Source organism: Streptomyces sp. NBC_00390 (assembly GCF_036057275.1).
GTDB lineage: Bacteria > Actinomycetota > Actinomycetes > Streptomycetales > Streptomycetaceae > Streptomyces.
Window position 1 is genome coordinate 2,924,086 of the sequence record NZ_CP107945.1, and the last position, 24,070, is coordinate 2,948,155.

Genomic DNA, 24,070 nt, shown 5'->3' on the forward strand with positions numbered 1-24,070 from the left:
AGTGACATGCACACAGGGCGCGCCGCGGTGTGCGCGGCGCACCCTGTGTGCACGCAAGGCGTTCAGGTGCGTGAAGAGGAAGCGCTCCTCGCAGACGCTCCTGCTCCTGGGCCGTCCTACTCCTGGGCCGTCGCCACGTCCTGGTCGGGAACGGCCTCGCCCGAACGGATCAGATCGATACGCCCCATGACCTTGGCCCGCAGGTCGCTCGGCACGTCGTCATGGCCGCAGCAGCGCTTGACCAGCTTCTTCACGGCCTGCTCGAGACCGTACTTCTCCAGGCACGGGGAGCACTCCTCGAAGTGCACCTCGAACTTCGTGCAGTCACTGTCGGGCATCTCGCGGTCGAGGAACTCGTAGAGATGGTCCAGGACCTCTGAGCAGTCCGTCTCATGCGGCTCTCCGCAGCTCATGAGCCCGAGCCTTTCGCGTCGTTCGACTCCCCCGCACCGGCCGGGACGAGCCCGCGCTCGCGGGCGTAGTCCTCGAGCATGCCGCGCAACTGGCGGCGGCCCCGGTGCAGGCGGGACATCACCGTACCGATGGGTGTCCCCATGATGTCCGCGATCTCCTTGTACGCAAAGCCCTCTACGTCCGCCAGATAGACCGCGATCCGGAACTCCTCGGGGATCGCCTGCAGCGCCGCCTTCACGTCCGAGTCCGGCAGATGGTCGAGGGCCTGCGACTCGGCGGACCGCAGCCCGGTCGACATGTGCGACTCGGCGCGGGCGAGCTGCCAGTCCTCGATCTCCTCCGCCGCACTGCGCTGAGGCTCACGCTGCTTCTTGCGGTAGGAGTTGATGAAGGTGTTCGTGAGAATCCGGTACAGCCACGCCTTGAGGTTCGTGCCCTCGCGGAACTGGTGGAACGATCCGTACGCCTTGGCGTACGTCTCCTGCACGAGATCCTCGGCGTCGGCGGGATTACGTGTCATGCGCAGAGCGGCCGAGTACATCTGGTCGAGGAAGCCGAGGGCATCCCGCTCAAAACGGGCATTGCGCTCGGCGGCCGTCTCCTCGGACAGCTCCGCCTGGCCGTCGTCGGCCCCTGCGTCGGTCCCAGTGACCGGACCCACCTCCTCCAACGCTGTGGCGAGACCGAGTGCGGACCCGCTCGAATCGGAGAATAGTCGACCATGCTGCGAGGGGGCTTGCCGATCAGCGCTGCCCGCCGTCCGAGCCGGTTCGGCCTTGCCCGCGGAAAGCACCGTCCACTCGAGCCCGGTGGCGCGCTCGGCTGTCGGGCAGAAGGTCGTACCCATGTGGCGGACTCCCTACTCCATGCTTCATTGCTGACGTTCCGACATCCGCCACAACAGCGTCCGCACGCACATCATTCCCACAGGCGCCGGGTGAAGACGGTCACGGCGTCCGTGATCACCTTCAGGGTCTCCGCCTCGCCGACCCCGGCCCGTTTCGGCACGGCGAACCCGTGATCCGCGTGCGGGACCTCCACGAGCTCGTAGGCACCGTCCGGGAACTCGTCGGGGCGGCCGAAGGGGTCGTTGCCGCCCTGCACGACGAGGGTGGGGGCGCCGGCGCCGAGGAGTTCCTGGGCGCGCGACCGCTCGGGGCGGCCGGGCGGATGCAGCGGGAAGCTCAGCGCGAGCACGCCCACGGCACCGAGTTCGGCGGCTGTACGGCACGCGACGCGCGCCCCGGCGCTGCGCCCGCCGGAGGCGATGGGCAGCCCCGCCCCGGCGAGGGCGGGCCATACGCCGCGCCATCCGGTGTCCAGTGTCCTGGGCGCGGGGGCGACCTTCTTCCCGGCGACCCGCCAGGGCTGCTCCACGAGCGCGACGGTGACGCCGTGGGAGGGCAGAACGCCGGCGAGGGCACGCAGGTCGCGCGCCTCGATCCCGCCCCCTGCGCCGTGTCCGAGGGCGAGCACGCCCCGCGCGTTCTTCGCCGCCCACCAGGTGACACGCGCGTCCCCGGCCTCGGTCTCCACGATCTCTGCCCGGCTCACGCCCCCATGCTCGCGCATCGGGCCACGCGGCGTGGCTCCACACCGCCGGGGCACGTCAGAACAGCGTGGGCACCTCCGGGGCCGCCAGTTCCTCCAGCAGCTCCGGTCCGTTGTTGCGGACGTTGCTCACCGCTGTCGTCACCGGGTACGCCCGCATCAGCCCGCCCTCCGGCGGCTCGAGCATGTTCCGCAGCTCCTCCAGGTCCGTGCGGGCGGGGTCCAGCCACGCGTCCCAGCGGTCCGGCGTGAGCATCAGCGGCATCCGTGGGTGGATGTCCGCCAGCGAACGCGGGCCCTCGGCCGGGGCCACCCCCAGCGGTCCCGACTCCGCCTCGGTCGTGATCACCGAGCAGGTCACCCACCATGCCTGCGGATGCCCCTCCGGCAGAGTGCGGTCGCGCCAGAACTCGTACAGGCCCGCCATCGCGAACACCGACCCGTCCGACGGCGTCACGAAGTACGGCTGCTTGCGCGGCCGCTTCTTCTTGCCCTCGACCTCGAGTTCGCGCTCCTCGACACCCGTCACCCACTCGTAATAGCCGTCCGCCGGCAGGATGCAGCGGCGGGAGACGAACGGCTTCCGGAACGACGGCTTCTCGTGGAGTGTTTCCGCCCGCGCGTTGATCATCCGCGCCCCGCCCTCGGGGGACTTCGCCCACGACGGCACGAGCCCCCACTTCAGCGTTCGCAGCTGCCGAACCGGACGCCGGTCGTCCGCGTCTTTGAGAGGGCGCTCGAGAATCGCGTGGACCTCCTTGGTGGGAGCCACGTTCCAGTCGGGCGCCAGCGTCTCCTGCGGCTCCCACTTCTCGACCTCGAACAGCCCCACGAGATCCTCGGGCCTACGACTCGCTGCATACCGTCCGCACATAAGTGCCACACTGCCACTCGCGCACGCCGCCCGACCACCATCCCGAGGAGCCCGCCCGAGACATGAACACCACTCATCCCGGCACGATCTCCGACCTGGCTTCCGGCGTGCACCTCGGCGTGACCTCGCTCACCGACCTGTGGGACCGCGTCTTCGGCAGCCAGCCCGCCCCCGACCAGTGGCTCGTCATCGCCACGGGCGTGGCGGCGCTGGCGGCCGTCATACCCCAGGCCGCCTGGCGTGTCTCGCGCAACGCGATCACCATCGCCCACGAGGGCGGTCACGGCCTGATCGCGCTGGTCACCGGCCGCCGGCTGCAGAGCATCCGGCTGCACTCGGACACCAGCGGCCTGACGGTCAGCCGCGGCAAGCCGACGGGGCTGGGGATGATCCTTACGGCGGCCGCCGGCTACACGGCGCCGCCGCTGCTCGGCCTCGGCGGGGCCTGGCTGCTCGCCGCGCACCACATCACGCTGTTGCTGTGGCTGGCGACCGCGCTGCTGCTGGCGATGCTGGTCATGATCCGGAATGTCTACGGCATGTTCACGGTGATCGTCACGGGCGCCGCCTTCGTGCTCGTGTCCTGGCTGACCGAACCCGTCGTCCAGTCCGCCTTCGCGTACGCGGCGGTCTGGTTCCTGCTGCTCGGCGGTGTACGTCCGGCTTTCGAGCTGCAGTCCAAGCGGCGGCACGGCGGCGCCCCGGACTCGGACGCCGACCAGCTCGCCCGGCTGACCAATGTGCCGCCCGCGATGTGGCTGTTCCTCTTCCACGCCGTGTCGATCACATCGCTGACAGGCGGCGGCCGCTGGCTGCTCGGACTGTGAGCCCCGACCGGATCCCGCGGCCCCGCTCCTCGCCTCTTCGCGGCACATTCGCCCCGTTCGAGCGCATTTGATCAAGATCGGGCCCGGCGCCGAGCCACTAAAGTGAGGCCCATGACCGAAAGCTCCGTGCAACCCGCCCTCTGGCCCGCCCCGCTCGCGACCGGGGCCGTCGCAGCGACGGTCACCGTGCCCGGTTCCAAGTCGGTCACCAATCGGGCCCTGGTGCTGGCCGCGCTGGCCGCCGAGCCCGGCTGGCTGCGCCGCCCGCTGCGTTCCCGCGACACCCTGCTGATGGCCTCCGCGCTGCGCACGCTGGGCGTCGGCATCGAGGAGACCGTCTCGTCCAGCACCACCGGCGGCGCCGGTGAGGCCTGGCGGATCTTCCCCACCGGGCTGCACGGCCCGGCGACCGTCGATGTCGGCAACGCCGGCACCGTCATGCGCTTCCTTCCTCCCGTCGCCGCCCTCGCCGACGGTCCGGTCCACTTCGACGGCGATCCCCGTTCCCACGAGCGCCCGCTCAACGGCGTGATCGACGCCCTGCGGGTGCTCGGCGCCCGTATCGACGACGACGGACGCGGGGCACTTCCCATGACCGTGCACGGCGGCGGGGCACTGGACGGCGGTCCGGTCGAGATCGACGCCTCCTCGTCCTCTCAGTTCGTGTCCGCGCTGCTGCTGTCCGCGCCGCGCTTCAACCAGGGCGTGGAGGTCCGGCATGTCGGCGGCAGGCTGCCGTCCATGCCGCACATCCGGATGACCGTCGACATGCTGCGCACGGTCGGTGCCCAGGTCGACGAGCCCGAGACCGGCGGCGAGCCGAACGTCTGGCGGGTCTCCCCGAGCGCGCTGCTCGGGCGGGACCTCACCGTCGAGCCCGATCTGTCCAACGCGCAGCCGTTCCTGGCGGCGGCTCTGGTCACCGGCGGGCGGGTCACCATCCCGGACTGGCCCGAGCGCACCACCCAACCCGGTGACGCGCTGCGCCGGATCTTCACCGAAATGGGTGGCTCCTGCGAGTTGAGGACCACCCCGGACGGCACGGCTCTGGTCTTCACCGGCAGCGGCCGTATCCACGGCATCGATGTCGATCTCTCGGAGGTCGGGGAGCTGACGCCCGGTATCGCTGCGGTCGCGGCTCTCGCCGACTCCCCGTCCACGCTGCGCGGTGTGGCGCACCTGCGGCTGCACGAGACGGACCGCCTGGCGGCACTCACCAAGGAGATCAACGAACTCGGCGGCGACGTCACCGAGACCGAGGACGGTCTCCACATCCGCCCGCGCCCGCTGCACGGCGGTGTCTTCCACACCTACGACGATCACCGGATGGCGACGGCAGGCTCGATCATCGGCCTGGCGGTCGACGGCGTGCAGATCGAGAACGTGGCGACCACCGCGAAGACGCTGCCGGACTTCCCGCGGATGTGGACCGGAATGCTCGGGGCCTGAGACATGCGCCGTTACGGCAAGCACACCGACGAGGACGACATCCGGTCCCGCCCCAACCGCAAGGGCAACCGGCCCCGCACCAATATCCGCCCCAAGCACGAGGACGCGGCCGAGGGCATGGTCCTCACCGTCGACCGGGGCCGGCTGACCTGCCTCGTCGAGGATCGTGTCGTGATGGCGATGAAGGCCCGCGAGCTGGGCCGCAAGGCCGCGGTGGTGGGCGACCGGGTCGACATCGTCGGCGATCTCACCGGCGCCAAGGACACCCTCGCCCGCATCGTGCGGATCGGGGAGCGCCGTTCGGTGCTGCGGCGTACCGCCGACGACGACGATCCGTTCGAGCGTGTGGTCGTCGCCAATGCCGACCAGCTGGCGATCGTCACCGCGCTCGCCGATCCCGAGCCGCGCCCGCGTCTGATCGACCGCTGCCTGGTGGCGGCGTACGACGGCGGGCTCGAGCCGCTGCTGGTGCTGACGAAGTCGGATCTGGCGGCGCCGGACGAACTGCTGGAGATGTACGGGGCGCTCGGTGTGCCCCATGTGGTCACCACACGCGAGGAGTTCGTGGACGGACTGGCCGCGGACCGGGTCCGCGAGCACCTGGTGGGACGGACGACCGCATTCGTCGGTCACTCCGGCGTCGGCAAGACGACTCTGGTCAACGCGCTGGTGCCGCAGGAGAAGCGCCGCTCGACCGGCCATGTCAACGCGGTCACCGGCCGGGGCCGCCACACCACGACATCGGCGCTCGCCCTCCCGCTCGCGGACAAGCAGGGCGGCTGGGTCATCGACACTCCGGGCGTGCGCTCCTTCGGGCTGCACCATGTCGACCCGTCCCGGGTCATCCACGCCTTCCCTGATCTGGTGCCCGGCACGGAGGGGTGTCCGCGGTCCTGTTCGCACGACGAGAAGGACTGCGCGCTGGACGAGTGGGTGGCCGAGGGCCACGCGGATCCGGCACGGCTGTTCTCGCTGCGGCGGCTGCTGGCCACCCGGGAGCGACGCGAGGGCGACTGAGCCGCACGTTTGCGGACCGCACCTGCCGGTAAGGGCATAATCGCACCAAGTCAGACGAAGCAGTCACCGATCGAATCGGGAGGCAGAGACGATGGCGTGGCTGCTGGTCGTGGTCGCCGGATTCCTGGAAACGGGCTTCGCCGTCTGTCTGAAGCTGTCGCACGGCTTCACCAGGCTCTGGCCGACGATCGCGTTCTGCGCGTTCGCACTGGGCAGCTTCGGACTGCTCACGCTCGCACTCAAGCGGCTCGACGTGGGGCCCGCGTACGCGGTGTGGACGGGCATCGGCGCGGCGGGCACCGCGATCTACGGAATGGTCTTCCTCGACGACGTGGTCTCCACTCTCAAGATCGTGTCCATCACCTTGGTGATCGTCGGCGTCGTCGGTCTGCAGCTCTCGGGCTCATCGCGCTGACGGCACCCCCAGGGCTCCGCGTACGAGCTGGTCGATGCCGGCCAGGGCCGTGCGTACGGGCCGGCCGACACCGTCGCCGACCGGTGCGACGACATACGACAGCGCGAGACGCACCACCAGCTCGCAGCGCTGGGCCAGCTCCGGCCGCACGTCCTGGCGCCCGGCGCCGAGGGCGGCGAGCGACCGGTCCCGCACGGCGGCCACCAGTTCGTGCGGGGCCGGCAGCCCCGCATCCGCCCGGCGCTGCGCGGGCACCCCGGCGAGCACGGCGCCGCGCCTCGCCGGTCTGGGCTGCGGCATCCGCTCCCCCCAGCAGCCGGTGATCAGGGCACGCAGCAGCGGCCTGTCCCGGGCCTCGCCGACGGTCCACCGGGCGACCGACACCAGACGGTCGGCGGGTTCGGTGGGCTGTGCCAGCACCCGTTCCACGCCGTGCAGATAACGGTCGGCCTCCCGTCGCACAAGAGCCCGGGCGAGGCCGTCCTTGCTGCCGAACTCGTTGTAGAGGGTCTGACGCGAGAGGCCGGCGACGGAGGCGACATCGACCATCCGCACCCCGGACCAGGGCAGCTCCTCGAGTGCCGCGAGCGCAGCGTTCAGCAGTAACTCTCGGGCTGCAGGCATCGTCGCCTCCCCGGCCGAGCGGCTCCGGCGCGACTCCTTCTGCAAGGGCGGGCCGGACTCTGGGCACAGAGTTGACTCGTGTCCTTCCACTGTCAATAGGCGTGACTGCCAAGGGCCCCGGGGCGGGTCGCACAGGCGGTCCACCGGTGCCCGGGAAGGCAGCGACGTGCACCGCTAGAGTGGCGGCCATGCCCGATTACCACGATGATCTGCGTCTCGCCCACGTGCTCGCGGACGCCGCCGACGCCGTCACGATGGAGCGGTTCAAGGCTCTTGACCTCAAGGTCGAGACCAAGCCGGACATGACGCCGGTGAGCGAGGCGGACAAGGCGGCCGAGGAGCTGATCCGCGGGCATCTCCAGCGGGCACGGCCGCGCGACGCGATCCTCGGTGAGGAGTACGGCATCGAGGGCACCGGCCCTCGCCGCTGGGTCATCGACCCGATCGACGGCACCAAGAACTACGTGCGCGGTGTGCCGGTCTGGGCGACGCTGATCTCCCTGATGGAGGCGGGCGCCGACGGCGCACCGGGGTATCAGCCGGTGGTCGGCGTGGTGTCGGCCCCGGCACTCGGCCGTCGCTGGTGGGCGGCCAAGGGCGCCGGTGCGTACACGGGCCGCAGCCTCTCCTCCGCGACCCGGCTGCGGGTCTCGGAGGTCGAGCGCATACAGGACGCCTCGTTCGCGTACTCCTCGCTGAGCGGGTGGGAGGCGCAGGGACGGCTGGACGGGTTCCTGGATCTGACCCGCGCCTGCTGGCGCACCCGCGGATACGGCGACTTCTGGCCGTACATGATGGTCGCCGAGGGGTCGGTGGACATCTGCGCGGAGCCTGAGCTCTCCCTGTGGGACATGGCGGCGACGGCCGTCGTCGTCCAGGAGGCGGGCGGTACCTTCACCGGTCTCGACGGCCGGCCGGGACCGCACAGCGGCAACGCCGCGGCGTCGAACGGGCGGCTCCACGAGGAGCTGCTCGGCTACCTCAACCAGAAGTACTGACGCCGCTTGGGGCGTGACCTGCGCGTTTCCCCCTAGCTCAGGCCCCCTGGGCCGTCGTGGGGCCGTCATCGGTCTTCGATCCTTCCTCGAACGCGCGGTTCACCGCCTCCCGTGTCCGCTTCTCGCTGCCCGGCATCAGGTGCGTGTACGTCCGCAGCGTGAAGCCCGGGTCGTGGTGTCCCAGGTACTCCGACAGGGCCTTGATGTTCTCCCCCGCGTCCAGCAGAACGGACGCGTAGAAGTGCCTCAGCGCGTGCATGCCGTTCCCCCGGCCGCGCGGGATACCCGCCCTATCAAGGGCGGGCCGCCACGCCCTTTCGTTGAAGACGACGCGGTTCACCGCGCGCCCCTCGGCGTTGCGGAAGAGGACGGAAGCCGTGACCGGTGAGCCGTCGACCGACCGCCAGGGCAGCGTCACGGCTGTGGGCGGGTATTGCGCGATATGAGTCTCAAGCGCCCGAGCGACGCTCTCCGGCAGCGGGACCGTGCGCGTCTTGCCGCCCTTGGGGAGCGCGAACACCTGCTTTCCCGCGATGAGCTTGACCTGGCGGACGATGTGAACGACTCCGCCGACGAAGTCCACATCGTCAACGGCCAGGCCGAGCACTTCGCCCTGCCGCATGCCGCATCCGCCGGCCAAGTCCACCATGGCCCGGTACCGCTCCGGCACTGCCGCGCGCACCGCCAGCACGCGCTCAGGTCGCCACGGCACGATCCGGCGAGGTTCCAGCTTGGGCGCCCTCGCGGACGACGAACGGCATGGGTTATGCGGGATCAGGCGGTCGTCGACGGCCGCCGCCAGCAACGCGTTGAGGTTCGCGAAGATGACCCGCTGATACGCGGCGGCCACTCCCCCGTCCTCGAGCTTCCGAAGCCATTCACGGATGTGGATCGGCCTCAGCGAGTCGAGCGAGCGGCTCCCCAGGTGCGGCAGGACGTGCAGGCGGATGCGCTGCTCGGTGCTCACGAAGGTGCCGGGGTCCATGCTGAGCGACGCCAGCCAGCGTTCAGCATGCTGGCGGACCGTGAGGCGACCGGCGCGCGGGTCGATGTACTGCCCTCGCGTCATGTCCGCCTCGATCCCGGACAGCCACTTCTCCGCGAGGCGCTTCTGTCCGTCGGGGAAGCTCTTGGACTTCTCGGTGCCGTCGGGGCCGATGTAGCGGGCGCGGTAGCGCATGCCGGTGCCGTGGCGGTCGGTCTTGACGCGGACGGTCTTGCCATCGGTGTCGGTCTCGGTCTTGTACCAGCGGTCTTGGATGTGGCCAGCCATGTAGGCGTCGCCCCTTCTGGACATGAGGCAGGGAGGGCCACGGCGTGGCCCTCCCTGGGGAGTGCGAAAACAGCCGCGTCAGGCGGCTTCCTGGTCGGCGTCCTTGCGCTGGGTGACGTAGGCGCGTACGTCGGCGGGGTCGTAGCGGAGGTGCTTGCCGATGCGGAAGCCGGGCGGGCCGGTGCGCTTCTTGCGCCACTGGTAGACGGTTTCGAGGGGTACGTCGAAGATCTCGGCGATGTCGTCGGGGGTGAGGTACCGATCGGGCAGGCCGCCGCGGAGGGTGGCGCGGGAGTCGGGTTGAGCGGAACGGGTTCGGCTCATGGGTCCTCAGAAGTTGAGTCACGTTGGCTTCGGGGTCTTGGGACGCGTGGGTCCGAGGTGCGGATTTCTGCGTCATTGCGTCATCAGCGTCATTTGGGCTTCTGACCTGGGGTTTTGCTTGACGCAGTGGTCAGGGGGTGCGTCATCCGTGCGGCATGGGCTGCGTCATCGGGTGACGCAGATGACGCAGGATGACGCAGAGACCGCCGTCTGCGTCATGCCTGTCGCAGCAGGTCAGGGGCCGTTTTTCCGCCTGCGTGACGCTGATGACGCAGCGTCTTCCTTCTTAGGACAAAAGAGGGGGTGTCTGTTGTAGTGCGGCGCCGCTTCAAGCGTGAAGAAGGAGCCGCTTCGCGGCGCGACCATCGGGCGGCGTTCCGCCGAACAGCAAGAGGAGCACGCCTGTCCGGTGGTGCTCTTCTTCTTGTCCCAGCGACCGCGTGGATCGCGGGTCAGAACACCCGCTTCTGCTCGTGTGGGGGCGGGCCGGCGAGGCGGGTCATTTCGAGGTAGCGGCCCGTGCTGGTGCGCCCCGAGTCGATGAGGACGCCCCGTGCGGCAAGGGTGGGTTGGAGGCGCTTGAGCCGGTCGGAGAGGACTTTGCCCGTGGTCGGCCAGCCCTTGGGCAGGGGACGCGGCTCCTCGCTGCTGTAGAGGCCGCTGAGGAGGTGCAGCCACTCGGTGGAGGTCATCCGCTGCGCCGTGCCCGGGGCGATCGTGTCGGCGTGCCTGAGGACGGTCTGGGCGAGGAGGTCGCCCTCGATGACGTCGTCGTTGAGGTCGTCCAGGCTGGCCCGGTAAGCGGTGAGCGCCCCGAGGCCAGTCGCTGCGTCGAGTTGCGCGCACAGGTGCGCGAAGTCCGCCATCCGCAGATCGGTCGGGGTTTCCGCCTCCACCGCGCGGACCTTCACGGTGAGGTCCAGGAGAGACCCGAGAACGAGGGGCAGAACCTCGGCGTACTCGGCCCACAGCTCCGCTTCGGTGCGCCGGACCTTGGGGCGTTCCAGACGCAGGGGCAGGAGCCGTTCGGCGAGGTCGGGCCGGATGACGCCCACGTCGATGCCGGTCAGGAGCAGGGGGCGGCGGTAGCTGACGCGGAAGACGTCCCCGTCGGTGAACAGGGCGCGCTTGACGTTCTCGGCGCCGGTGACGATGCAGCACATCGCGTCGGACAAGTCCGGGGGCATGTGGGAGAGATTGTCCAAGGCAGTGACCCACCCGGCCGCCACCGCCGCGAGCAGGTTCTCCTCATCCTTCGGGGCCCGCCGCAGGTCACCGCTCATGCCCTCCACGATCCTGATGAGCATCCGTCCACCGGTGGACTTGCCCGCGCCCTGCGGCCCGGTGAGAAACGGCGCGGGCACCGGCACGGACGGTCCGAGGCAGCCGATGAGCCAGGCGATGGCCAGGCACTCGGTTTCCGCGGTGGCGAAGTTACAGAGCCTGAGCAGGAGGTCGATGCCCTTGCCGTCGGTGTCCTTGGCCGGCAGGGGCAGTTCCCCCGTGAGCTGCGTGCGCCGCCAGCACACCTCACGCGGGTCCGGGACGGCGATCTCCCACCCGGTGGGGTGGATGCGCACGGACTGCCCGTCATCGCGGCCCAGGTCCAGCCACGTCGCCCCGTCGAACCCGGGCGCGACGCGGATGTGCACGGACTGTACGTCCTCGCTCAGCGCGAGAGCCTCGATCAGGTCCAACGCCTCCTTGAGCGCAGTCCCGTTGAATACGCCGAACCCGTCCTTGAACAGGCCGACCATGAGTTCCTGGCGGTGGCTTCCCGTGGTGCCCTGGGAGCGGATCGGGCGGGCGACGGGGTGGCCTTTCCTCTGCGCGTACACGGTGCCGTCGGGGGTGCGGAAGTACCGGAAGTGTGCCTGTGCGTAGTCGGTGATGACCTCGCGGGCGGGGGTTTTCACGTCGTCGGCCATGGTCACAGTCCCAACCGGGTGCGGGCGTTGGTCCACGCGTCGGTACAGTGCCGAGGCGATTCGCCCTTGGCCTGCGCGGCGGTGAACAGCCGAGCGACGTGGGCCTCGGTGAGGCAGCCGCACCGACCATGGGTGGACAGCACGGCCAGGAACGTCCGGTACACGGAGGCGTGCACCGCCTCGCAGGCCTCGGTGATGCGCTGCTCTGCCATGGCGATGCCGCGCTCGAGGTAGGCGGGCGTGCGATGGCGGCACTCCCCGCTCCCGGAAGGTGCGGGCACCGTAACGGCCTGCGGCGCGGACCGAGCCCGGGCGGGCTTGCTCACAGCGAGCGCGCGCACGGCATCCGGCAGGTAAGCCATCGTGCCGCTGCCGAACCCGAGCCACCGGGCGTAGGCCATCGTGGACTTGATGTCCACGCCGGGCCGGACCGCGTTCGCGGACGACATGGACCCGAGGTAGAGCCAGTGCTCACCTCGCGTAGTGGGCACGGTCTGCGTGGCGGGCAGGGTCCTGCGTGCCCACGTGACCGCGTCGGCGTTGTCCAGGTCCACGACCGTCAGCCCCGCCCCGCCCGGGTGGTAGGCGACCGCGCTCGCGCGCACCCATGCGCGGCGCCAGACGCCTGAGCTGATGACGTCCGGGTCGGTGGTGGCGGCGGCCCATCCGTGGCAAGGCGACGGGCAGGTGCAGGGTCCGGGGGTTTTCATGTTCGGCCGGCCGCCGCACGCGTTGTCGGCGCAGCGGCGGCAGTTGCCGAACGGCACCTTCCCCGCTCGTAACGGCAGCACGGGCACGCCGGAAGCTGCCAGGGACAGAGCGGCAGGCAGGTGCTCTGCCCGAATGTCGGTCAATTGCGTCATGCTGGAGGTCTCCAGTTCCGTCGGTGGATGCTGGTTGGCAAGGGCGGCCCCGGTTCTTGGCGGAGTGGGGGCCGCCCTTGGCGTAGCTAGGTGTTCTTGCCGCGGGCGAGCTTCAACGTGATGCCGCCGACTCCGATGGGTCCGGCAGCGCCTGCGATGACGGTGGCGGTGTGCGCGGCCACGTCCAGGAGCCAGGCGAGTGCGGCGACCATCCCCCAGGTGCCGAGGGCGGCGGCCCCGGCGATCGCGAACGGGATGAGCAGCCGCTGCCACGGGAACGGGGGTGGGGTGTCGTTGACGACGAAGACGACGGGCTGTCCGGTCGCTTGGGCGCGTTGGAAGACGTCGGCGGGGATGTGCGGGGCCATTTGGCCGGGCGGGGTGTGCTGGCGCATTTCTGGCTCCCTCGGGGTGTGCCGCGGGCCCGCGCCAGAGGTGGCGGGGGCCCGTGCGGCGGGGTGGGTGTGCTTGTCGCGTGGCTTGTCGTCTCTCTTGTCGTGCGGCTTGTCGTCTGCCTTGTCATGTTGCTTGTCTTGTCGCTTGTCGCCTCCCAGGTCGCAAGCCGTTTCCGGGCTCCACGGCCCCGTCAGACGGCATGTGGTGCAGCGGGGGCGACAAGCGACAAGTGATCAGCCGTTGGCGGTGTGGGAGCGGTGGACGTAGCGGGCTTTGGTTCCCTCGCCGATACGGACGGCGGTGCCGTCCTGCATCCACGTTTTCAGCCACCCGACGACCGTCTGACGCGTCGTCCCGAACGCGTCGGAGAGGGCGCGGGCGATCGCGGATGCTCCGGTGCCCTCGGGTCCGGCGGCGACCAGCGCGGCGAGTGCCGCTTGTTGCGCGGGGCTGTCCTGCTCGTCCCGTAGTGCCGACAGGTTCAGCCCAGCGGGCCGCTCCGTCCCGGCGGCCTGCTCGGTGCCATGGGGTTCGGGTGCGGTGCCGAACTGAGCATCGATCTCCTCCCGGAACCGGCGCGCCAACGCGTCCTCCGCAGACTCCTGCTGCTCACTCAGTGCCGACAGACGCAGACCACCCGACGCGTCCCGTGCCGAGTCGCTCGTGTCGTCCGACAGGTCCAGGTCGCGCATCCATGCGGTGCGGTCGGCGTCCCAACGCCGCGCGTACGCGGGCCCGGCAGCTTTCGCGGACACCGCGTCGAGCGTCGGGTGCCGGTCGGAGGTGGCGGCGGTGATCTCCCGGATCTGGTTCGGGCGGATCCGCCACCCCTTGAACAGCGCGGCCGGCGACTCGGGCGTGCTCATGAACCCGGCACCCTTGTGCGGGGCCTGGTCCACGCGCAGGCCGCGGCTGCCGGGGAACATCTTGGACAGGTCCATGCCCTCTTTCTCGCCGCCGGTGAGGGCGACGCGGACCTTTGCCTCACGGCGGATCATCAACTTGTTCAGCACACTGCCGGTGGCCCCGAGCGCGGTAATGACGGTTCGGACGCCCATGGCGCGGGCGATCCGGATCACTTCCAGGATCTTTTCCCCGAGCTTGCGGATCTGCCGGTCGGTGCTGGCCAGGATCTCCGCGCCTTCGTCGATGACGAGCATGATCTGCGGAATCTTCGCGCTGATCGGCAGCAGATCGGTGTTGGCCTTGGACAGCAGGTCCTGGTAGCCCATCTTGCGCTGCTTGGCCACGCGCACGGCCGCATCGAGCATGGTCAGGGCTTCGTCGTAGGTGCCAGCGAGCCAGTCGACGCCGGGCCGAACGGGCTTGCCGTCCTCGCGCGTGATCTCCCCGTTCAGGGCGGGCAGCACCCACGGCAGGCCGGCCGATCCGGCGTTCAGGTCGATCACCCACGTGAGCATGTCCTCGGCGCGGGCGAACCCGGCCAGGATGCCGTGGACCATGTTCGTCTTGCCCGAACCGGTCGGCCCGACGATCAACGCGCACTGCTCGCGCAGGTAGGCCCGGATCTCCTCGGCGTTCGTGCGGTAGCCCCACGGGATGCCGGTGTGAATCGAGAGCGTGCTGTAGTCCGCCGGGTAGTCGCGCTTCTCTTCGAGCACGTTGACGGTGGTCACGTCGATGATGACGCGGCCCTGGTGGATGCCGGGGCCCGCGGTGGCGGTGCAGCCGTGCGGCAGCTTGGCATCGGCGGACAGCCGCGGTGACTCGGCGGCGATCTTGTTCCAGGTGGCGCCGCCGGGCGGGAGTTCGGCGTCGATGGAGAACCCGGCGCCGGTCTTCCACATCTCCACACCGACCACGCGCACGGTGATCGAGCACACGCGCTGGACGCGGTCGACCCATTCCGCGGCGATCGCACGCCGCTCCGCGGACAGCTCCGCAGCAACGGCCCGCTGTTCAGCGGCGTTGGCCTCGTCCTCGCGGGCTTCCTCGTAGAGGGCGACGGAGCGGGCAGCGGCCCCGATACCGACACCGACGGTGGCGAGGGAGCCGAGGGCGGCCCAGGTGAGCGGGCCGTGGGTCATGGCCCACGTGGTCCAACCGGCGCCGACCAGCCAGGATGCGGCCTTGGTGGCAAGGGTGCGGCCGGCGTTACGGACGCGGATACCGGCGATGGTGTGACCCAGCGCGCCCGCGGAGCCGACCGCGAGGGCCCAGCCGGGCGGCATGGACAGCGCAGCGCCGCTGGTGGCGAGGGCGAAGGCTCCGGTGGTGGCGGACAGAGCGCCGGTCACGGGACCGTGACCGGCGCTCCAGTCCAGCACCGGGCCACTGCTCTGCTGTTTCTTGGCGGTGGCGGTGCTGCTCATCTCAGACGTTCCAGCCCTTCTCGGCCTCGGTGCCGTTGCGGGGGTCCTCGTGCCGGGCGATGTCCTGCTCGTGCGCCTGCCGGAACAGCGGCCCCATGTCCTCCGCGACCGCAACCGCGCTCATCAGGGCGCCGAAAATGTCGTTGAAGCCGTCCGCGACCTCCTTCTCCAGCGGAAACTCGGAGTCGGAACGCTCCGCGAGGATCTTCATCACGTTCGCCACCGCGGTGAGCGCGGCAGGGAGCCCTTCGACCATGGCGAGGATCTCCATGGCGTTCTCGGGCTCGTACTGATTGGCGGCCTGCTCCATCTCAGAGGCAGCCTCTTCGAACCTGAATCCGGACACGTGCTCTCCTTCACTCACAGGGGTGTTCGTGCTGGTGGGAACCGTGGCCGCGGGCCGCTCAACGCCGTCCGCGATACCTTCCTTGCCGTCCTTGGCGGCCTCCGCGTCCGCGGCGGCCTCCTGCTCGCGCTGGATCTGGCGCGCTGTCTCATCCCGGGCCGCGCGCTGCTCGCCCGCGGTGTGCACCATCCGCCGGTACAGGCGCCGGCCGGGGTGGACCAGGGCGGGGATGTTGAGCTTCCGGCCGATCCACGTGGACAGGCAGCCCAGCAGACCGACCGGCAGCGCGAGCAGCGCGGCGAGCAGTCGACGGCCGTGGAAGCGGGCCGCGGACCTGCGCAACGCCTGCCGGGCAGCCTTACGAGCCGGCGCTTTGCGGACCTGCGCCCGCTGCGCCGCCACGGTGCCGCGAGTCTTGGCGTCCCGCTTGGTGCGCTGCTTGGCGATTGCCGCGTCCCGCGCGGCGCGTGCCTTGCGAGCGGCGCCGCCCATCAGGCGGCTCGCCGGACCGGAGCGCTTGCCCAATCGGCTGTTGCCGGCTGCGGACTTGGCGTTCCGCCGGGCGTCGGCCACCGCGCGTCGGGCGTCGGTCGTCTGCGTCCGCTGCCCGCCGCGCGAGCCGGCCGCGTCCTTCTGTGCGGCCCGCAGCGCTTTGACCTGCCCCACCCGGCTCGCAGCGCCCTTGCCCGCGCCCGCGCTGTGCTTGGGCCCTGCGTGCTTGGACAGACCGTTGCCGGTCTTGCTGAGGGACTTTCCGCCGGTGCTGCCGTGGCGGCCCGCGGTGCCTGCGGTGGTGCGGCGGTGCTGGCCGGGCACCTTGCCCGACCGGCCACCCGAACCACCGGAACGCGAACCACCCGAACGACTCCCGGCGCTGCCGTGGCTGCCCGAAGCGGAACTGCGGTGCCCGGTCTTACGAGCCGCGTCACGGCCCGCGGTGCGGGCCGCGACCCGGCGAGCCTCACGGCGCGCGTCAGGCTTACGGGAACGAGCAGCGGCGACCGTACCGAGGACGACCATGCCGGTAGCGGCTACGGCCGCGGCGATCGGCCCGCCAGCCAGGGAAGCGGCGGCGACCGCGCCAACCGTGCTGTTCGCCCCGGACAGAGCGAGCGGAATGATCGGCCAGCCGCCGGGCGTGTGGTCGACCCCCTTCACGTCCTTGGCCGTGGCGGGCGGGGTGCCGGGGGGCGGGGGCGGTGTGACCGGAGCCGTGGGAACGGCTACCGGCTCAGTGCTGAGTTCCGTCATGCTGAGTGCACTCCTCATTGGAGTTGGGCCCGGCCGGGGCTGTGAGAGGTCGTCCGGCTGGGCCTGCCAACAGGGCTTAAGCGGCGCGCTGTTCGTCGTCGGGGTAGGCGCAGGGGACGCACATGCCGAGTGAGGCAGGGATGACGTATCCGGCATCCCGCTCGCACTCCGGGCAGGTGCGACGCGCGGTGTTCGCCTTGGCCAGGGCCGCCCATTTCGCCGGCGTCATCGGCCGGACGGGCTTGGCCTTGTCGATCGTGTACAGGTAGGCGACCAGCGGGCCGCGACGCTGGCGCGGGCGCTCGATCTGCGCGGCAACGCCCTGGCCGCCGGGCCGGAGATCTGCGGCGCGGAGTTGGCGGCGGGTGGCGTAGCCGTCGGGTGCCATGCGCCAGGGGTAGGTGGGGATGCCGTAGCGCTCGCCGGTGGGGTCGTACAGGTCGCGGCGGCGGGTCATCAGGCTGCCGCCACGAATTCGTTCGTACGAGGTTCGGCGCGGGCGAGTTGCCGGAGCCGGACCGCGGCAGAGGGCTCGAAGGCGGCGCCCCAGTCACCGCCGATGAACTGCTCAGCGATGTAGCGGGTGTAGGCGGGCGGGATCGCCTCGGTCAGCTCGTGATGGTCGGCCGTCCACGGGATGTCCATGGCGGCCTGCATCTCGCTCACGCTGCCCTTGCCACCGCCTTTGCCGTAGGCGGCGATGTACGGGCCGTCCCGCCACACACCGTGCCGCCAGCCGCGGACCGGGCCCCGATGCGGCCGATGAGGCGGCTGCTCCGCCTCGTCGAACCAGCCGAGTTCGAAGTGCCGGTGCCGGATCACACCCAGTCCGAACATCTCGCCGCACAGGGTGAGGTCTTTACGGATGCCCGCGCCGTTGACGTTCTCGATCACCCACGGCACCCCGTACAACTGGCCCAGCTCCCGCATCTGCGGGATCAGGTCGACGTACCGGCGGCCCTTGTTCGTGCCCTTGGTCAAGGTGCACTGCGACTGGCACGGCGGCGAGGAATGCACCAGGTGGAAGCCCTGGCACATCTCCCGCATCGCATCGAGCGCGTCGCCCTCGATGAACGTGAACGGGTACGAGGGCCGGGGCACGATGTCCACCCCGACGACCTCGAACCCGGCCCGCCAGTACCCCATCCCCGCACCGCCCGCACCGCAGAACAGGTCCAGCACGCGCGGCCGGCGCCTCACGACGCGGCTCCTTCCAGAGCACGCGGGTCGGTCACCGTGGCGTCGCGCAGTTCCTGGTAGCGGGTGGAGACCCAGCCGACCGACCAGCCGCACAGGTCCGCAGCCGCCCGCACCGGCAGCCCTTCACCGAAGGCGGCGTGCACGACGGCGCGCGCCTGGTCCTCGGGCAGCTTCTCGTTCACCGGGCCGCCGGACAGCAGCGCCGCGCGTTCACGAGCCGCCCGCTCCTCGCGCTCCCGCTGTTCACAGCGGGCGGATTCCTCACGCCGCCGCTCCTCTTCCTGGCGGCGCTGGGAAGCTTCTCGTTCAAAGCGTTCACGCTCGCGCTGCTGCTGTTCCCGCTCGCGTTCACGGCGTTCACGTGCCTCCCGCTCGGCACGCTCCCGCTCCTCGCGCTCGGCGCGCTCGGCACGGCGTGCGGCCTCTTCCCGCTCGGTCTGTTCGCGGGCGAGGCGCGCTTCGTGCTCGCGCTGTTCACGGGCCAACGTCGCGGCGTGCTCGCGTTCCGCGCGGGCCCGCTGCTCGGCCGCCGCGCGCCGTGCCTCCGCTGCCTGCTCACGCTCGCTCTGTTCCGCCTTGCGGCGGGCTTCCTGCGCGGCCTGGGCGGCGGTGATGGCGCGCCGGTAGGCGAGCCCGGTCTCTGCGGTGACGATGAGCAGCAGCGGCGCGACCGCGTGCACGGCCACGCCGACCAGGTCTTTCCTCAGCGCGGAGTCAGCGACATTGAGCGCCAGGGTCATGCAGCCGGTCATCCACCGCAGCACGACCGGCCACCGCCCGCCGTGCCCGCCCAGACGGGCGAGAACGGCATCAAGGCGGACCACGATGACGACAGCGGCGTCCACCACCAGCGGCAGAATCGGCGCGGTCCAGTCCCACTCATCGGGGGTGTGCGCGGCGGCGAGCGGAGTGACGGTGAGGATCGAGTAGAGCATCGCCCCGGCCACGATCATCCACGTCCCGACCGACAGCGCACGCTCGGCTGAACGGATCTGAACACTGTTCATCCCGCCGCCTCCCGCACCGTGACCGACGCGATCAGCAGCACCGCCGACGACGGGTCATCGGGGGTTTCGCTGTCCTCGGTCCACTCCCACCGCGCCCCGTCCGTGAGCGCGTAGCCGAGCGCGTTCAGCGCCCGTGAACGCTCCTGAACAGTCGGCACCACCGTGCCGCCACCCAAGTCACGCTCCGGCCATGCCACCCAGGTGTTGAGCAGCACCACATACAGCCGCCACCGGCCCGTGGCCGCACGGCGGGACATCTGCGCCGTGAACGTGGCAGCCATCAGGCCACCTCCGGCGCACCGACGATGCCCCGGTTGGTCAGCTCACGGCGGGCGACCAACACCCGTCGGCGCGCCCGACGGATCCGGCGCACGTCCAGCGGCGACGGCGCACGGTCCAGGGTGACGATCTGCGCGTCCAGCAGCTCCAGCTCCGCCGTGATGACGGGCATCTCGCTCTCGATCGCGCCCAGCTCCGCAGCCGTCGGCTCACGGTCAAAGTCAGGGGCAGTAACAACCGCCTGAACAGCAACGATGCGCTTCATGAGTCGTGTCTCCCTAGCAGGTGGACGGCTCGAAGCGGCCCCGGTGGTAGGACACCGGGGCCGCGCGCCGTTGGATGGGTCGGTCGTGGGCTACGAGCGACCAAGGCGACCCGACACCCTGCCTGCCGAAACGGCGATGGGATGTCGGGCACCGTGAGCGCTGGTACAGGGTTCGGATCTCCTGTTTCACACGACGCTGCTCGACCCGGAGAGGTCCGAAATCCCGGATGTCATCGCAGTTTCAAGGTGTGCCGTGCGGTTCTTAGAGCCGATGGCGTTCCCGGTTAGGGGTGTGGGCCCGGTTGTGACACGGGGCCGTTTCTCGATCGGCTGGTCTCCACTCGCCTCGGCCGGCGTCCTCACGGCCGTGGTGCTGCGGTGGATCACGCTGTCCAGTTGTTGAGCGGCGCACCCGTTGCACGGGCACGCTGAGAACCGCGATCGAGCCGAAGCTCAATGCAGTACCTCTATTACAGGTACTGCACTGAGTTCCGTCAAGCTTGCTGACGGACTCTCCGTGTCTCGCGCCGGGACTTCTTGGCGCACCATCAGAATCGGTGCAGGTGGGGGGCGTTGTTCACCCCGCTCGTGGACACCTTGGGGAGATCTCAGTACCGTCAGGAAGTCCCTAGACGTCCCACCGGGGGTCGAGATGTCCAACGAGCGCTTAAGATCCGCCCTCTTGGCGCAGGGCATGACCGTGCAGGACCTTGCCGACGCGATCGAGGTCAACCCGAAGACCGTCGAACGCTGGATCACCCAAGGGAAAGTCCCGTATCGGCGGCACCAGTACGCGACGGCGGCGCTGCTCAAGGTCGATGTAACGACGCTGTGGGAGGACTCTCGCACCGTCGAGAGCGCCACCGACCTGAGCAAGGCTGAGATCGTCACGGTCTACCCGCACCGGCACATGGTTCCCGCCGGCCTGTGGCGCGAGATCTATGGGCGGGCCCAGTCGCACGTAGACGTTCTCGTCTACTCCGGGCTGTGGCTTTCGGAAGACCCGCTCTTCCTTGACCTGCTCAAGTCGAAGGTGCAGGGCAATACCCAGGTGCGCATCCTGCTCGGCGACCCAGGCTGCGCAGCCGTCAAACAGCGCGGCATAGATGAGGGTCACCAGATCATGGACGGCAAGATTCGCAACGCCCTGATGAACTACCGGCCGCTGTTCGCCAGTCACCCGGACATCGGCTTCCGGCTTCATGATGCGACGCTCTACAACTCGCTGTTCCGGGCCGATGACGAGATGTTGGTGAACACCCACGTCTACGGCATCGGCGCATACCTGGCCCCCGTCCTGCACCTCCGGCGCCTGCCGGGCGGCGGCCTCTTCGACACGTACGCGAATAGCATCGAACAGACCTGGGGAGGCGCGCGCCAGGTGACGGATCACGACCTGACGGGAGCCTGACCATGGGACGCATCGACTATCTGCACGACCCCGACGCCCCGCCGGCCAACTCGGTCGTGCCGTCCGTCGTCGCGTTCGTCCAGAACGACGCGGGCGAGGTGCTGGTGATCCAGCGGTCCGACAACGGCCGGTGGGCCCTCCCCGGCGGCGGACACGACGTGGGGGAGTCCATCAGCGACACGGTTGTGCGTGAGGTCTGGGAAGAGACCGGGATCAAGGCCGAAGTCGTCAACATGTCCGGGATCTACACCGACCCCGGACACGTGATGCTGTACGACGACGGCGAGGCGCGGCAGCAGTTCAGCATCTGCTTCCGGGCGCGGCCGGTCGGCGGTGACGTGCGTACGAGCAGCGAGACAACGCAGGTCCGCTGGGTTGCTCCAGCAGACCTAGTTGAACTCGACATCCACCCGACGATGCGCCTGCGCATCGAGCACGCCATGGACCGGACGCGCACCGTCCCCTATATCGGCTGACGTTTCGCGGCTGCAACCCGCTCCAGCACGCGGGCGGTGCTGGCCAGGATCTCCGGTTCGGCGCGACGGATGAAAGTGCCGATTAGGCTGTCCGGCCCGTATCGCCCAGCGATCTCGTTCACGCGGTCCACCGGGTTGGTAGGGGTCCCGTCCGGCGTGGTGTTCATGTCGCAGTAGCAGAGCGCGTCCCCAAGGTGCGGGCGCTCGCGGGGAAACTCACCCTCCAGCTCGTCGCGCAGTCCCCGCGCCTCCGCTTCCATCCATGCGCACGAGTGGTGAGCCACCAGCCGGATCACACGCACGTCCGCATCGGTGTGGTCCCGCAGGTACCGGGCCCCGTCCAGCGGATGAAAGCCGGTCTTCGCAAGGTCCGGCGCGTACCCGATGTCATGGAGGACCGCCGCAGCCTCCAGCAGCTCGGCATCCTCCCCGAGGATGAGGGCAATCGTCCGCGCTCGCTCGGCCACTCCGAGCGAGTGCTTCCACCGGCGCGGCAGCGGCTCGGCAAGCAGCGACTCGGCGAGCGGGTACGCCCACTCCGTCAGTCCTGATGCGCTCATAGCCTGGGCCCCTCCTCTTTGTTCGGCACCGCCAGCACAGTGCGCTGCTTCCCTTGCCGCGCCGCCGAGAGCAGCCCCGCGGCTTCGAGCTTGTCCAGCGCCTTGGCCACGGTCGGTCGGGAAACTCCGAATCGGGTGGCGAGTGTCGAGGTACTGGGGAACGACTCGCCTACAGCGATACCATCCGTCGTGATCACCTCGGCAAGCCGCTCAGCCAGCGGCCGGCGGTCGATGCTCTGTCCCTCTTTGATCACGCGCCATGGGCCGCCGGGCATCGGTTCAGCCACCCCTTCTTTCCTGAGCACGTTGAAAGCCCGGAGCACCACGCCACGGGAGACCCCGTACCGCTCCATGAGCGTGGCCAGAGTCGGCAGCTCCGTCATCTCAGGCTCTGCCACGACCTCAGCCTTCACGGCATCCGCGATCTTCACAAAGGTCCCCCGAGGGCTGGTCTGTTGCGACACTCGCTCTCCCTCTCCGTCTGCCGTCGTCGTCCGCGGTCAAGACTCCCACGGCCCTCCACAAGGGCGACAGCATGAGCACTGGGCCGCTGGCGGCCCGTTCCCTCCGTCTCAGTTTCCGTCTCAGTTCACCTCCGTACGTCGGCGTTCATCGCCGTTCACACGTCACGCGCGCCCCGGGTCGGGGGAACCGTGGTGAACGCCGCCAATTGGCGCCGCAGCTCTGATGCCTGCGGTCGTCGGTCAGCTAGCCGGACGTAGACTCCGAGCGTGGCCGGGATCGAACCCCCTGCTGAGCTGGTTGAACTGCAGCGCGCGGCGGATGCAGCGGGCGCGGCGGCGGGCGCGGCTGCGGCTGAGAGCGGCTACTCGCCCGAGGTGTGGCGTCTGTGGCTGGACGCTGCGGAGGCGGTGCAGGCCGCGATCACCGCTCATGCTCGGGAGGCGGGGCTGAACCGGTACGAGCTGGAGCGGGCCGTAAAGACGAAGGCGCGGCTGACGGAGCCCGAGGGCTGACAGCAGCGAGCCCTGCCGATCGCCTCGCCGGCCCTCTGCCCACTGGCAGGCGGCTACGGCCAGGTCGCCAGCTCTCGACCGTCGGTCTGGCCGGTGAGGGTGATGTGCGCCCCGGCGGTGCTGCCGTAGTCGCCGATCCAGCTCAGGAACTTGCGGTCCGCGACTGCCTGGTCTGCCCACCAGCCGTGCATCGTCGGCCGGCCGTCGATGGTGAGGGTGAGGTGGTAGCGCTGCGGCTCGGGTTCGGACATGACCTCAGTGTGGCAGGGTCGCCCCAGAAATCGAACATGTGTTTTCATCGGTGGTGAGACACAGCGCGATCGGGAAGAGGGGTGATCGTCGTGATGGATCGCCTGACCGAACGGCAGGAGCGCATCCTGCGGTGCATCCGCGAGGAGATCGCCGCCACTGGGGAAGGGCCGAGCATCCGGCAGATCGGGCAGCTCGTCGGCCTGTCGTCGTCCTCGTCCGTCGCATACCAGCTCGGGCGACTCGAGGAGCGGGGCCTGATCTCCCGCACCGGGCGCCGCTGGCGCAACTGTCACATGCGATAGGCAGAGCGGCATCGTGTCCGTTCTCCCGCCGGACCGGGAGCGCCTGCGCATCCTCGAGACGTTCCTTACCTTCAGCCTCGACCAGGTCCGCGAGAAGATCGCCTACCTGGAGCAGCAGGCCGCCATCCACCGCCGCAGCCGGCTCGAGGTGACGCCGGACTGGGTGCTGGAGCGCGGCATCGGCCAGGGCGCACCGCCGGTGGCGGTGCACGTCGGCGGCTGCCACATGGCGGGCAAGCGGGTGCGCACGCTGCAGCGGGACCAGGCGGTGCGTGCGCTGGCCGAGGGTGTCGAGGCGTGCTGCCACTGCCGGCCGGACACCGCGCTGGGGGTGTTGGACTAGCCCGCGCGCTTCTTGCTGGTGGGTTTCTTCGCCGCGGCCCCGGTGATACCGCACCGACCGAGGAGGTCAGCCCATAGGACACCGCGAGTTCGCGGCCGAACAGGCCACGGATGGG

30 protein-coding genes are annotated in these 24,070 nt (G+C 70.1%); 10 read left to right on the top strand and 20 right to left on the bottom strand.

Annotation, left to right across the window (positions count from 1 at the left end):
• Positions 1 to 116: 116 nt before the first annotated feature.
• The 4 genes from rsrA to OHS70_RS12200 form a co-directional block, all read right to left on the bottom strand.
• Positions 117 to 413, bottom strand: a complete 297-nt coding sequence (rsrA, locus tag OHS70_RS12185) for a mycothiol system anti-sigma-R factor (protein ID WP_328396650.1) — start codon at positions 411 to 413, stop codon at positions 117 to 119.
• Entirely contained in the window at positions 410 to 1,075 is a 666-nt protein-coding gene (locus tag OHS70_RS12190) for a sigma-70 family RNA polymerase sigma factor (protein ID WP_328396652.1), read from the bottom strand. The genes rsrA and OHS70_RS12190 overlap by 4 nt, the downstream gene beginning before the upstream one ends.
• Before the next feature lie 257 nt (positions 1,076 to 1,332).
• Positions 1,333 to 1,968 (bottom strand): alpha/beta hydrolase family protein, encoded by a 636-nt coding sequence (locus OHS70_RS12195; RefSeq protein WP_328396654.1) that lies wholly within the window; start codon positions 1,966 to 1,968, stop codon positions 1,333 to 1,335.
• Between the two features lie 55 nt (positions 1,969 to 2,023).
• The gene (locus tag OHS70_RS12200; RefSeq protein ID WP_328396656.1) at positions 2,024 to 2,839 is read right to left on the bottom strand and encodes an SOS response-associated peptidase; all 816 of its coding nucleotides are present in this window, start codon (positions 2,837 to 2,839) and stop codon (positions 2,024 to 2,026) included.
• 62 nt (positions 2,840 to 2,901) lie between these two features.
• Here OHS70_RS12200 and OHS70_RS12205 point away from each other — a divergent pair, with 62 nt between their 5' ends.
• The 4 genes from OHS70_RS12205 (at position 2,902) to OHS70_RS12220 (ending at position 6,547) form a co-directional block, all read left to right on the top strand.
• Positions 2,902 to 3,666: a M50 family metallopeptidase gene (locus OHS70_RS12205; protein WP_328396658.1), complete on the top strand. Its 765-nt coding sequence runs from the start codon at positions 2,902 to 2,904 to the stop codon at positions 3,664 to 3,666.
• Between the two features lie 111 nt (positions 3,667 to 3,777).
• The gene (gene aroA / locus OHS70_RS12210; RefSeq protein ID WP_328396660.1) at positions 3,778 to 5,115 is read left to right on the top strand and encodes a 3-phosphoshikimate 1-carboxyvinyltransferase; all 1,338 of its coding nucleotides are present in this window, start codon (positions 3,778 to 3,780) and stop codon (positions 5,113 to 5,115) included.
• Between the two features lie 3 nt (positions 5,116 to 5,118).
• Positions 5,119 to 6,132, top strand: coding sequence for a ribosome small subunit-dependent GTPase A (rsgA, locus tag OHS70_RS12215; RefSeq protein WP_328396662.1), 1,014 nt, complete (start codon positions 5,119 to 5,121; stop codon positions 6,130 to 6,132).
• 91 nt (positions 6,133 to 6,223) lie between these two features.
• A complete protein-coding gene (locus OHS70_RS12220; protein ID WP_328396664.1) occupies positions 6,224 to 6,547 on the top strand; it encodes a DMT family transporter in 324 nt (107 codons plus the stop codon).
• Here the strand turns inward: OHS70_RS12220 and OHS70_RS12225 are convergent.
• The gene (locus OHS70_RS12225) at positions 6,536 to 7,171 is read right to left on the bottom strand and encodes a TetR/AcrR family transcriptional regulator (RefSeq protein WP_328396666.1); all 636 of its coding nucleotides are present in this window, start codon (positions 7,169 to 7,171) and stop codon (positions 6,536 to 6,538) included. The genes OHS70_RS12220 and OHS70_RS12225 overlap by 12 nt on opposite strands.
• Positions 7,172 to 7,359: 188 nt before the next feature.
• Between OHS70_RS12225 and hisN the strand changes: the two genes are divergently transcribed.
• Entirely contained in the window at positions 7,360 to 8,169 is an 810-nt protein-coding gene (hisN, locus tag OHS70_RS12230) for a histidinol-phosphatase (RefSeq protein ID WP_328396668.1), read from the top strand.
• A gap of 37 nt (positions 8,170 to 8,206) precedes the next feature.
• Here hisN and OHS70_RS12235 read toward each other — a convergent pair whose 3' ends face one another.
• From OHS70_RS12235 to OHS70_RS12290, 12 genes are all read right to left on the bottom strand, one after another.
• On the bottom strand, positions 8,207 to 9,442 hold the full coding sequence (locus OHS70_RS12235; protein ID WP_328396670.1) for a tyrosine-type recombinase/integrase: 1,236 nt from the start codon (positions 9,440 to 9,442) through the stop codon (positions 8,207 to 8,209).
• A 78-nt stretch (positions 9,443 to 9,520) separates the two neighbouring features.
• Positions 9,521 to 9,766 (bottom strand): helix-turn-helix domain-containing protein, encoded by a 246-nt coding sequence (locus OHS70_RS12240; RefSeq protein WP_328396672.1) that lies wholly within the window; start codon positions 9,764 to 9,766, stop codon positions 9,521 to 9,523.
• Positions 9,767 to 10,218: 452 nt separating this feature from the next.
• Entirely contained in the window at positions 10,219 to 11,694 is a 1,476-nt protein-coding gene (locus OHS70_RS12245) for an ATP-binding protein (protein ID WP_328396674.1), read from the bottom strand.
• Positions 11,695 to 11,696: 2 nt separating this feature from the next.
• Positions 11,697 to 12,557: a bifunctional DNA primase/polymerase gene (locus OHS70_RS12250; protein WP_328396676.1), complete on the bottom strand. Its 861-nt coding sequence runs from the start codon at positions 12,555 to 12,557 to the stop codon at positions 11,697 to 11,699.
• A gap of 86 nt (positions 12,558 to 12,643) precedes the next feature.
• A complete protein-coding gene (locus OHS70_RS12255) occupies positions 12,644 to 12,952 on the bottom strand; it encodes a hypothetical protein (RefSeq protein ID WP_328396678.1) in 309 nt (102 codons plus the stop codon).
• Positions 12,953 to 13,186: 234 nt separating this feature from the next.
• Positions 13,187 to 15,286: a hypothetical protein gene (locus tag OHS70_RS12260; protein ID WP_328396680.1), complete on the bottom strand. Its 2,100-nt coding sequence runs from the start codon at positions 15,284 to 15,286 to the stop codon at positions 13,187 to 13,189.
• Position 15,287: 1 nt separating this feature from the next.
• On the bottom strand, positions 15,288 to 16,883 hold the full coding sequence (locus OHS70_RS12265; RefSeq protein ID WP_328396682.1) for a hypothetical protein: 1,596 nt from the start codon (positions 16,881 to 16,883) through the stop codon (positions 15,288 to 15,290).
• Between the two features lie 76 nt (positions 16,884 to 16,959).
• Positions 16,960 to 17,340, bottom strand: a complete 381-nt coding sequence (locus OHS70_RS12270) for an RRQRL motif-containing zinc-binding protein (RefSeq protein WP_328396684.1) — start codon at positions 17,338 to 17,340, stop codon at positions 16,960 to 16,962.
• Positions 17,340 to 18,029 (bottom strand): DNA methylase, encoded by a 690-nt coding sequence (locus tag OHS70_RS12275; RefSeq protein WP_328405578.1) that lies wholly within the window; start codon positions 18,027 to 18,029, stop codon positions 17,340 to 17,342. Before OHS70_RS12275 ends, OHS70_RS12270 begins: the two co-directional genes overlap by 1 nt.
• Before the next feature lie 50 nt (positions 18,030 to 18,079).
• Positions 18,080 to 19,090, bottom strand: coding sequence for a DUF2637 domain-containing protein (locus tag OHS70_RS12280; protein ID WP_328396686.1), 1,011 nt, complete (start codon positions 19,088 to 19,090; stop codon positions 18,080 to 18,082).
• Entirely contained in the window at positions 19,087 to 19,371 is a 285-nt protein-coding gene (locus tag OHS70_RS12285) for a DUF6303 family protein (RefSeq protein WP_328396688.1), read from the bottom strand. The genes OHS70_RS12280 and OHS70_RS12285 overlap by 4 nt, the downstream gene beginning before the upstream one ends.
• Positions 19,371 to 19,634 (bottom strand): DUF6284 family protein, encoded by a 264-nt coding sequence (locus tag OHS70_RS12290; RefSeq protein WP_328396690.1) that lies wholly within the window; start codon positions 19,632 to 19,634, stop codon positions 19,371 to 19,373. Before OHS70_RS12290 ends, OHS70_RS12285 begins: the two co-directional genes overlap by 1 nt.
• Before the next feature lie 652 nt (positions 19,635 to 20,286).
• On the opposite strand from OHS70_RS12290, the gene OHS70_RS12295 reads away from it, so the two are divergent.
• Together OHS70_RS12295 and OHS70_RS12300 are read left to right on the top strand one after the other, a co-directional pair.
• Entirely contained in the window at positions 20,287 to 21,045 is a 759-nt protein-coding gene (locus OHS70_RS12295; RefSeq protein ID WP_328396692.1) for a helix-turn-helix domain-containing protein, read from the top strand.
• A 2-nt stretch (positions 21,046 to 21,047) separates the two neighbouring features.
• Positions 21,048 to 21,521 (top strand): NUDIX domain-containing protein, encoded by a 474-nt coding sequence (locus tag OHS70_RS12300; RefSeq protein WP_328396694.1) that lies wholly within the window; start codon positions 21,048 to 21,050, stop codon positions 21,519 to 21,521.
• Here the strand turns inward: OHS70_RS12300 and OHS70_RS12305 are convergent.
• Positions 21,509 to 22,081: an HD domain-containing protein gene (locus OHS70_RS12305; RefSeq protein WP_328396696.1), complete on the bottom strand. Its 573-nt coding sequence runs from the start codon at positions 22,079 to 22,081 to the stop codon at positions 21,509 to 21,511. The genes OHS70_RS12300 and OHS70_RS12305 overlap by 13 nt on opposite strands.
• Positions 22,078 to 22,545, bottom strand: a complete 468-nt coding sequence (locus OHS70_RS12310) for a GntR family transcriptional regulator (protein WP_328396698.1) — start codon at positions 22,543 to 22,545, stop codon at positions 22,078 to 22,080. The genes OHS70_RS12305 and OHS70_RS12310 overlap by 4 nt, the downstream gene beginning before the upstream one ends.
• A gap of 267 nt (positions 22,546 to 22,812) precedes the next feature.
• On the opposite strand from OHS70_RS12310, the gene OHS70_RS12315 reads away from it, so the two are divergent.
• A complete protein-coding gene (locus OHS70_RS12315) occupies positions 22,813 to 23,058 on the top strand; it encodes a hypothetical protein (protein ID WP_328396700.1) in 246 nt (81 codons plus the stop codon).
• A 53-nt stretch (positions 23,059 to 23,111) separates the two neighbouring features.
• On the opposite strand, the gene OHS70_RS12320 is transcribed toward OHS70_RS12315, so the two are convergent.
• The gene (locus OHS70_RS12320) at positions 23,112 to 23,309 is read right to left on the bottom strand and encodes a hypothetical protein (RefSeq protein ID WP_328396702.1); all 198 of its coding nucleotides are present in this window, start codon (positions 23,307 to 23,309) and stop codon (positions 23,112 to 23,114) included.
• Between the two features lie 93 nt (positions 23,310 to 23,402).
• Between OHS70_RS12320 and OHS70_RS12325 the strand changes: the two genes are divergently transcribed.
• Both OHS70_RS12325 and OHS70_RS12330 read left to right on the top strand, forming a co-directional pair.
• Positions 23,403 to 23,612, top strand: coding sequence for a MarR family transcriptional regulator (locus OHS70_RS12325; protein ID WP_328405580.1), 210 nt, complete (start codon positions 23,403 to 23,405; stop codon positions 23,610 to 23,612).
• A gap of 13 nt (positions 23,613 to 23,625) precedes the next feature.
• Positions 23,626 to 23,955: a DUF6233 domain-containing protein gene (locus OHS70_RS12330; protein ID WP_328396704.1), complete on the top strand. Its 330-nt coding sequence runs from the start codon at positions 23,626 to 23,628 to the stop codon at positions 23,953 to 23,955.
• Positions 23,956 to 24,070: the final 115 nt, after the last annotated feature.

Coding starts and splice junctions, on each gene's coding strand:
- OHS70_RS12235 (WP_328396670.1), bottom strand. CDS start 9,442: ATGGCTGGCCACATCCAAGACCGCTGGTACAAGACCGAGACCGACACC.
- OHS70_RS12270 (WP_328396684.1), bottom strand. CDS start 17,340: ATGACCCGCCGCCGCGACCTGTACGACCCCACCGGCGAGCGCTACGGC.
- OHS70_RS12295 (WP_328396692.1), top strand. CDS start 20,287: ATGTCCAACGAGCGCTTAAGATCCGCCCTCTTGGCGCAGGGCATGACC.
- OHS70_RS12205 (WP_328396658.1), top strand. CDS start 2,902: ATGAACACCACTCATCCCGGCACGATCTCCGACCTGGCTTCCGGCGTG.
- OHS70_RS12285 (WP_328396688.1), bottom strand. CDS start 19,371: ATGGCTGCCACGTTCACGGCGCAGATGTCCCGCCGTGCGGCCACGGGC.
- OHS70_RS12200 (WP_328396656.1), bottom strand. CDS start 2,839: ATGTGCGGACGGTATGCAGCGAGTCGTAGGCCCGAGGATCTCGTGGGG.
- OHS70_RS12290 (WP_328396690.1), bottom strand. CDS start 19,634: ATGAAGCGCATCGTTGCTGTTCAGGCGGTTGTTACTGCCCCTGACTTT.
- OHS70_RS12300 (WP_328396694.1), top strand. CDS start 21,048: ATGGGACGCATCGACTATCTGCACGACCCCGACGCCCCGCCGGCCAAC.
- OHS70_RS12260 (WP_328396680.1), bottom strand. CDS start 15,286: ATGAGCAGCACCGCCACCGCCAAGAAACAGCAGAGCAGTGGCCCGGTG.
- OHS70_RS12325 (WP_328405580.1), top strand. CDS start 23,403: ATGGATCGCCTGACCGAACGGCAGGAGCGCATCCTGCGGTGCATCCGC.
- OHS70_RS12225 (WP_328396666.1), bottom strand. CDS start 7,171: ATGCCTGCAGCCCGAGAGTTACTGCTGAACGCTGCGCTCGCGGCACTC.
- aroA (WP_328396660.1), top strand. CDS start 3,778: ATGACCGAAAGCTCCGTGCAACCCGCCCTCTGGCCCGCCCCGCTCGCG.
- OHS70_RS12255 (WP_328396678.1), bottom strand. CDS start 12,952: ATGCGCCAGCACACCCCGCCCGGCCAAATGGCCCCGCACATCCCCGCC.
- OHS70_RS12275 (WP_328405578.1), bottom strand. CDS start 18,029: ATGGGGTACTGGCGGGCCGGGTTCGAGGTCGTCGGGGTGGACATCGTG.
- OHS70_RS12240 (WP_328396672.1), bottom strand. CDS start 9,766: ATGAGCCGAACCCGTTCCGCTCAACCCGACTCCCGCGCCACCCTCCGC.
- rsrA (WP_328396650.1), bottom strand. CDS start 413: ATGAGCTGCGGAGAGCCGCATGAGACGGACTGCTCAGAGGTCCTGGAC.
- rsgA (WP_328396662.1), top strand. CDS start 5,119: ATGCGCCGTTACGGCAAGCACACCGACGAGGACGACATCCGGTCCCGC.
- hisN (WP_328396668.1), top strand. CDS start 7,360: ATGCCCGATTACCACGATGATCTGCGTCTCGCCCACGTGCTCGCGGAC.
- OHS70_RS12220 (WP_328396664.1), top strand. CDS start 6,224: ATGGCGTGGCTGCTGGTCGTGGTCGCCGGATTCCTGGAAACGGGCTTC.
- OHS70_RS12250 (WP_328396676.1), bottom strand. CDS start 12,557: ATGACGCAATTGACCGACATTCGGGCAGAGCACCTGCCTGCCGCTCTG.
- OHS70_RS12305 (WP_328396696.1), bottom strand. CDS start 22,081: ATGAGCGCATCAGGACTGACGGAGTGGGCGTACCCGCTCGCCGAGTCG.
- OHS70_RS12280 (WP_328396686.1), bottom strand. CDS start 19,090: ATGAACAGTGTTCAGATCCGTTCAGCCGAGCGTGCGCTGTCGGTCGGG.
- OHS70_RS12245 (WP_328396674.1), bottom strand. CDS start 11,694: ATGGCCGACGACGTGAAAACCCCCGCCCGCGAGGTCATCACCGACTAC.
- OHS70_RS12320 (WP_328396702.1), bottom strand. CDS start 23,309: ATGTCCGAACCCGAGCCGCAGCGCTACCACCTCACCCTCACCATCGAC.
- OHS70_RS12265 (WP_328396682.1), bottom strand. CDS start 16,883: ATGACGGAACTCAGCACTGAGCCGGTAGCCGTTCCCACGGCTCCGGTC.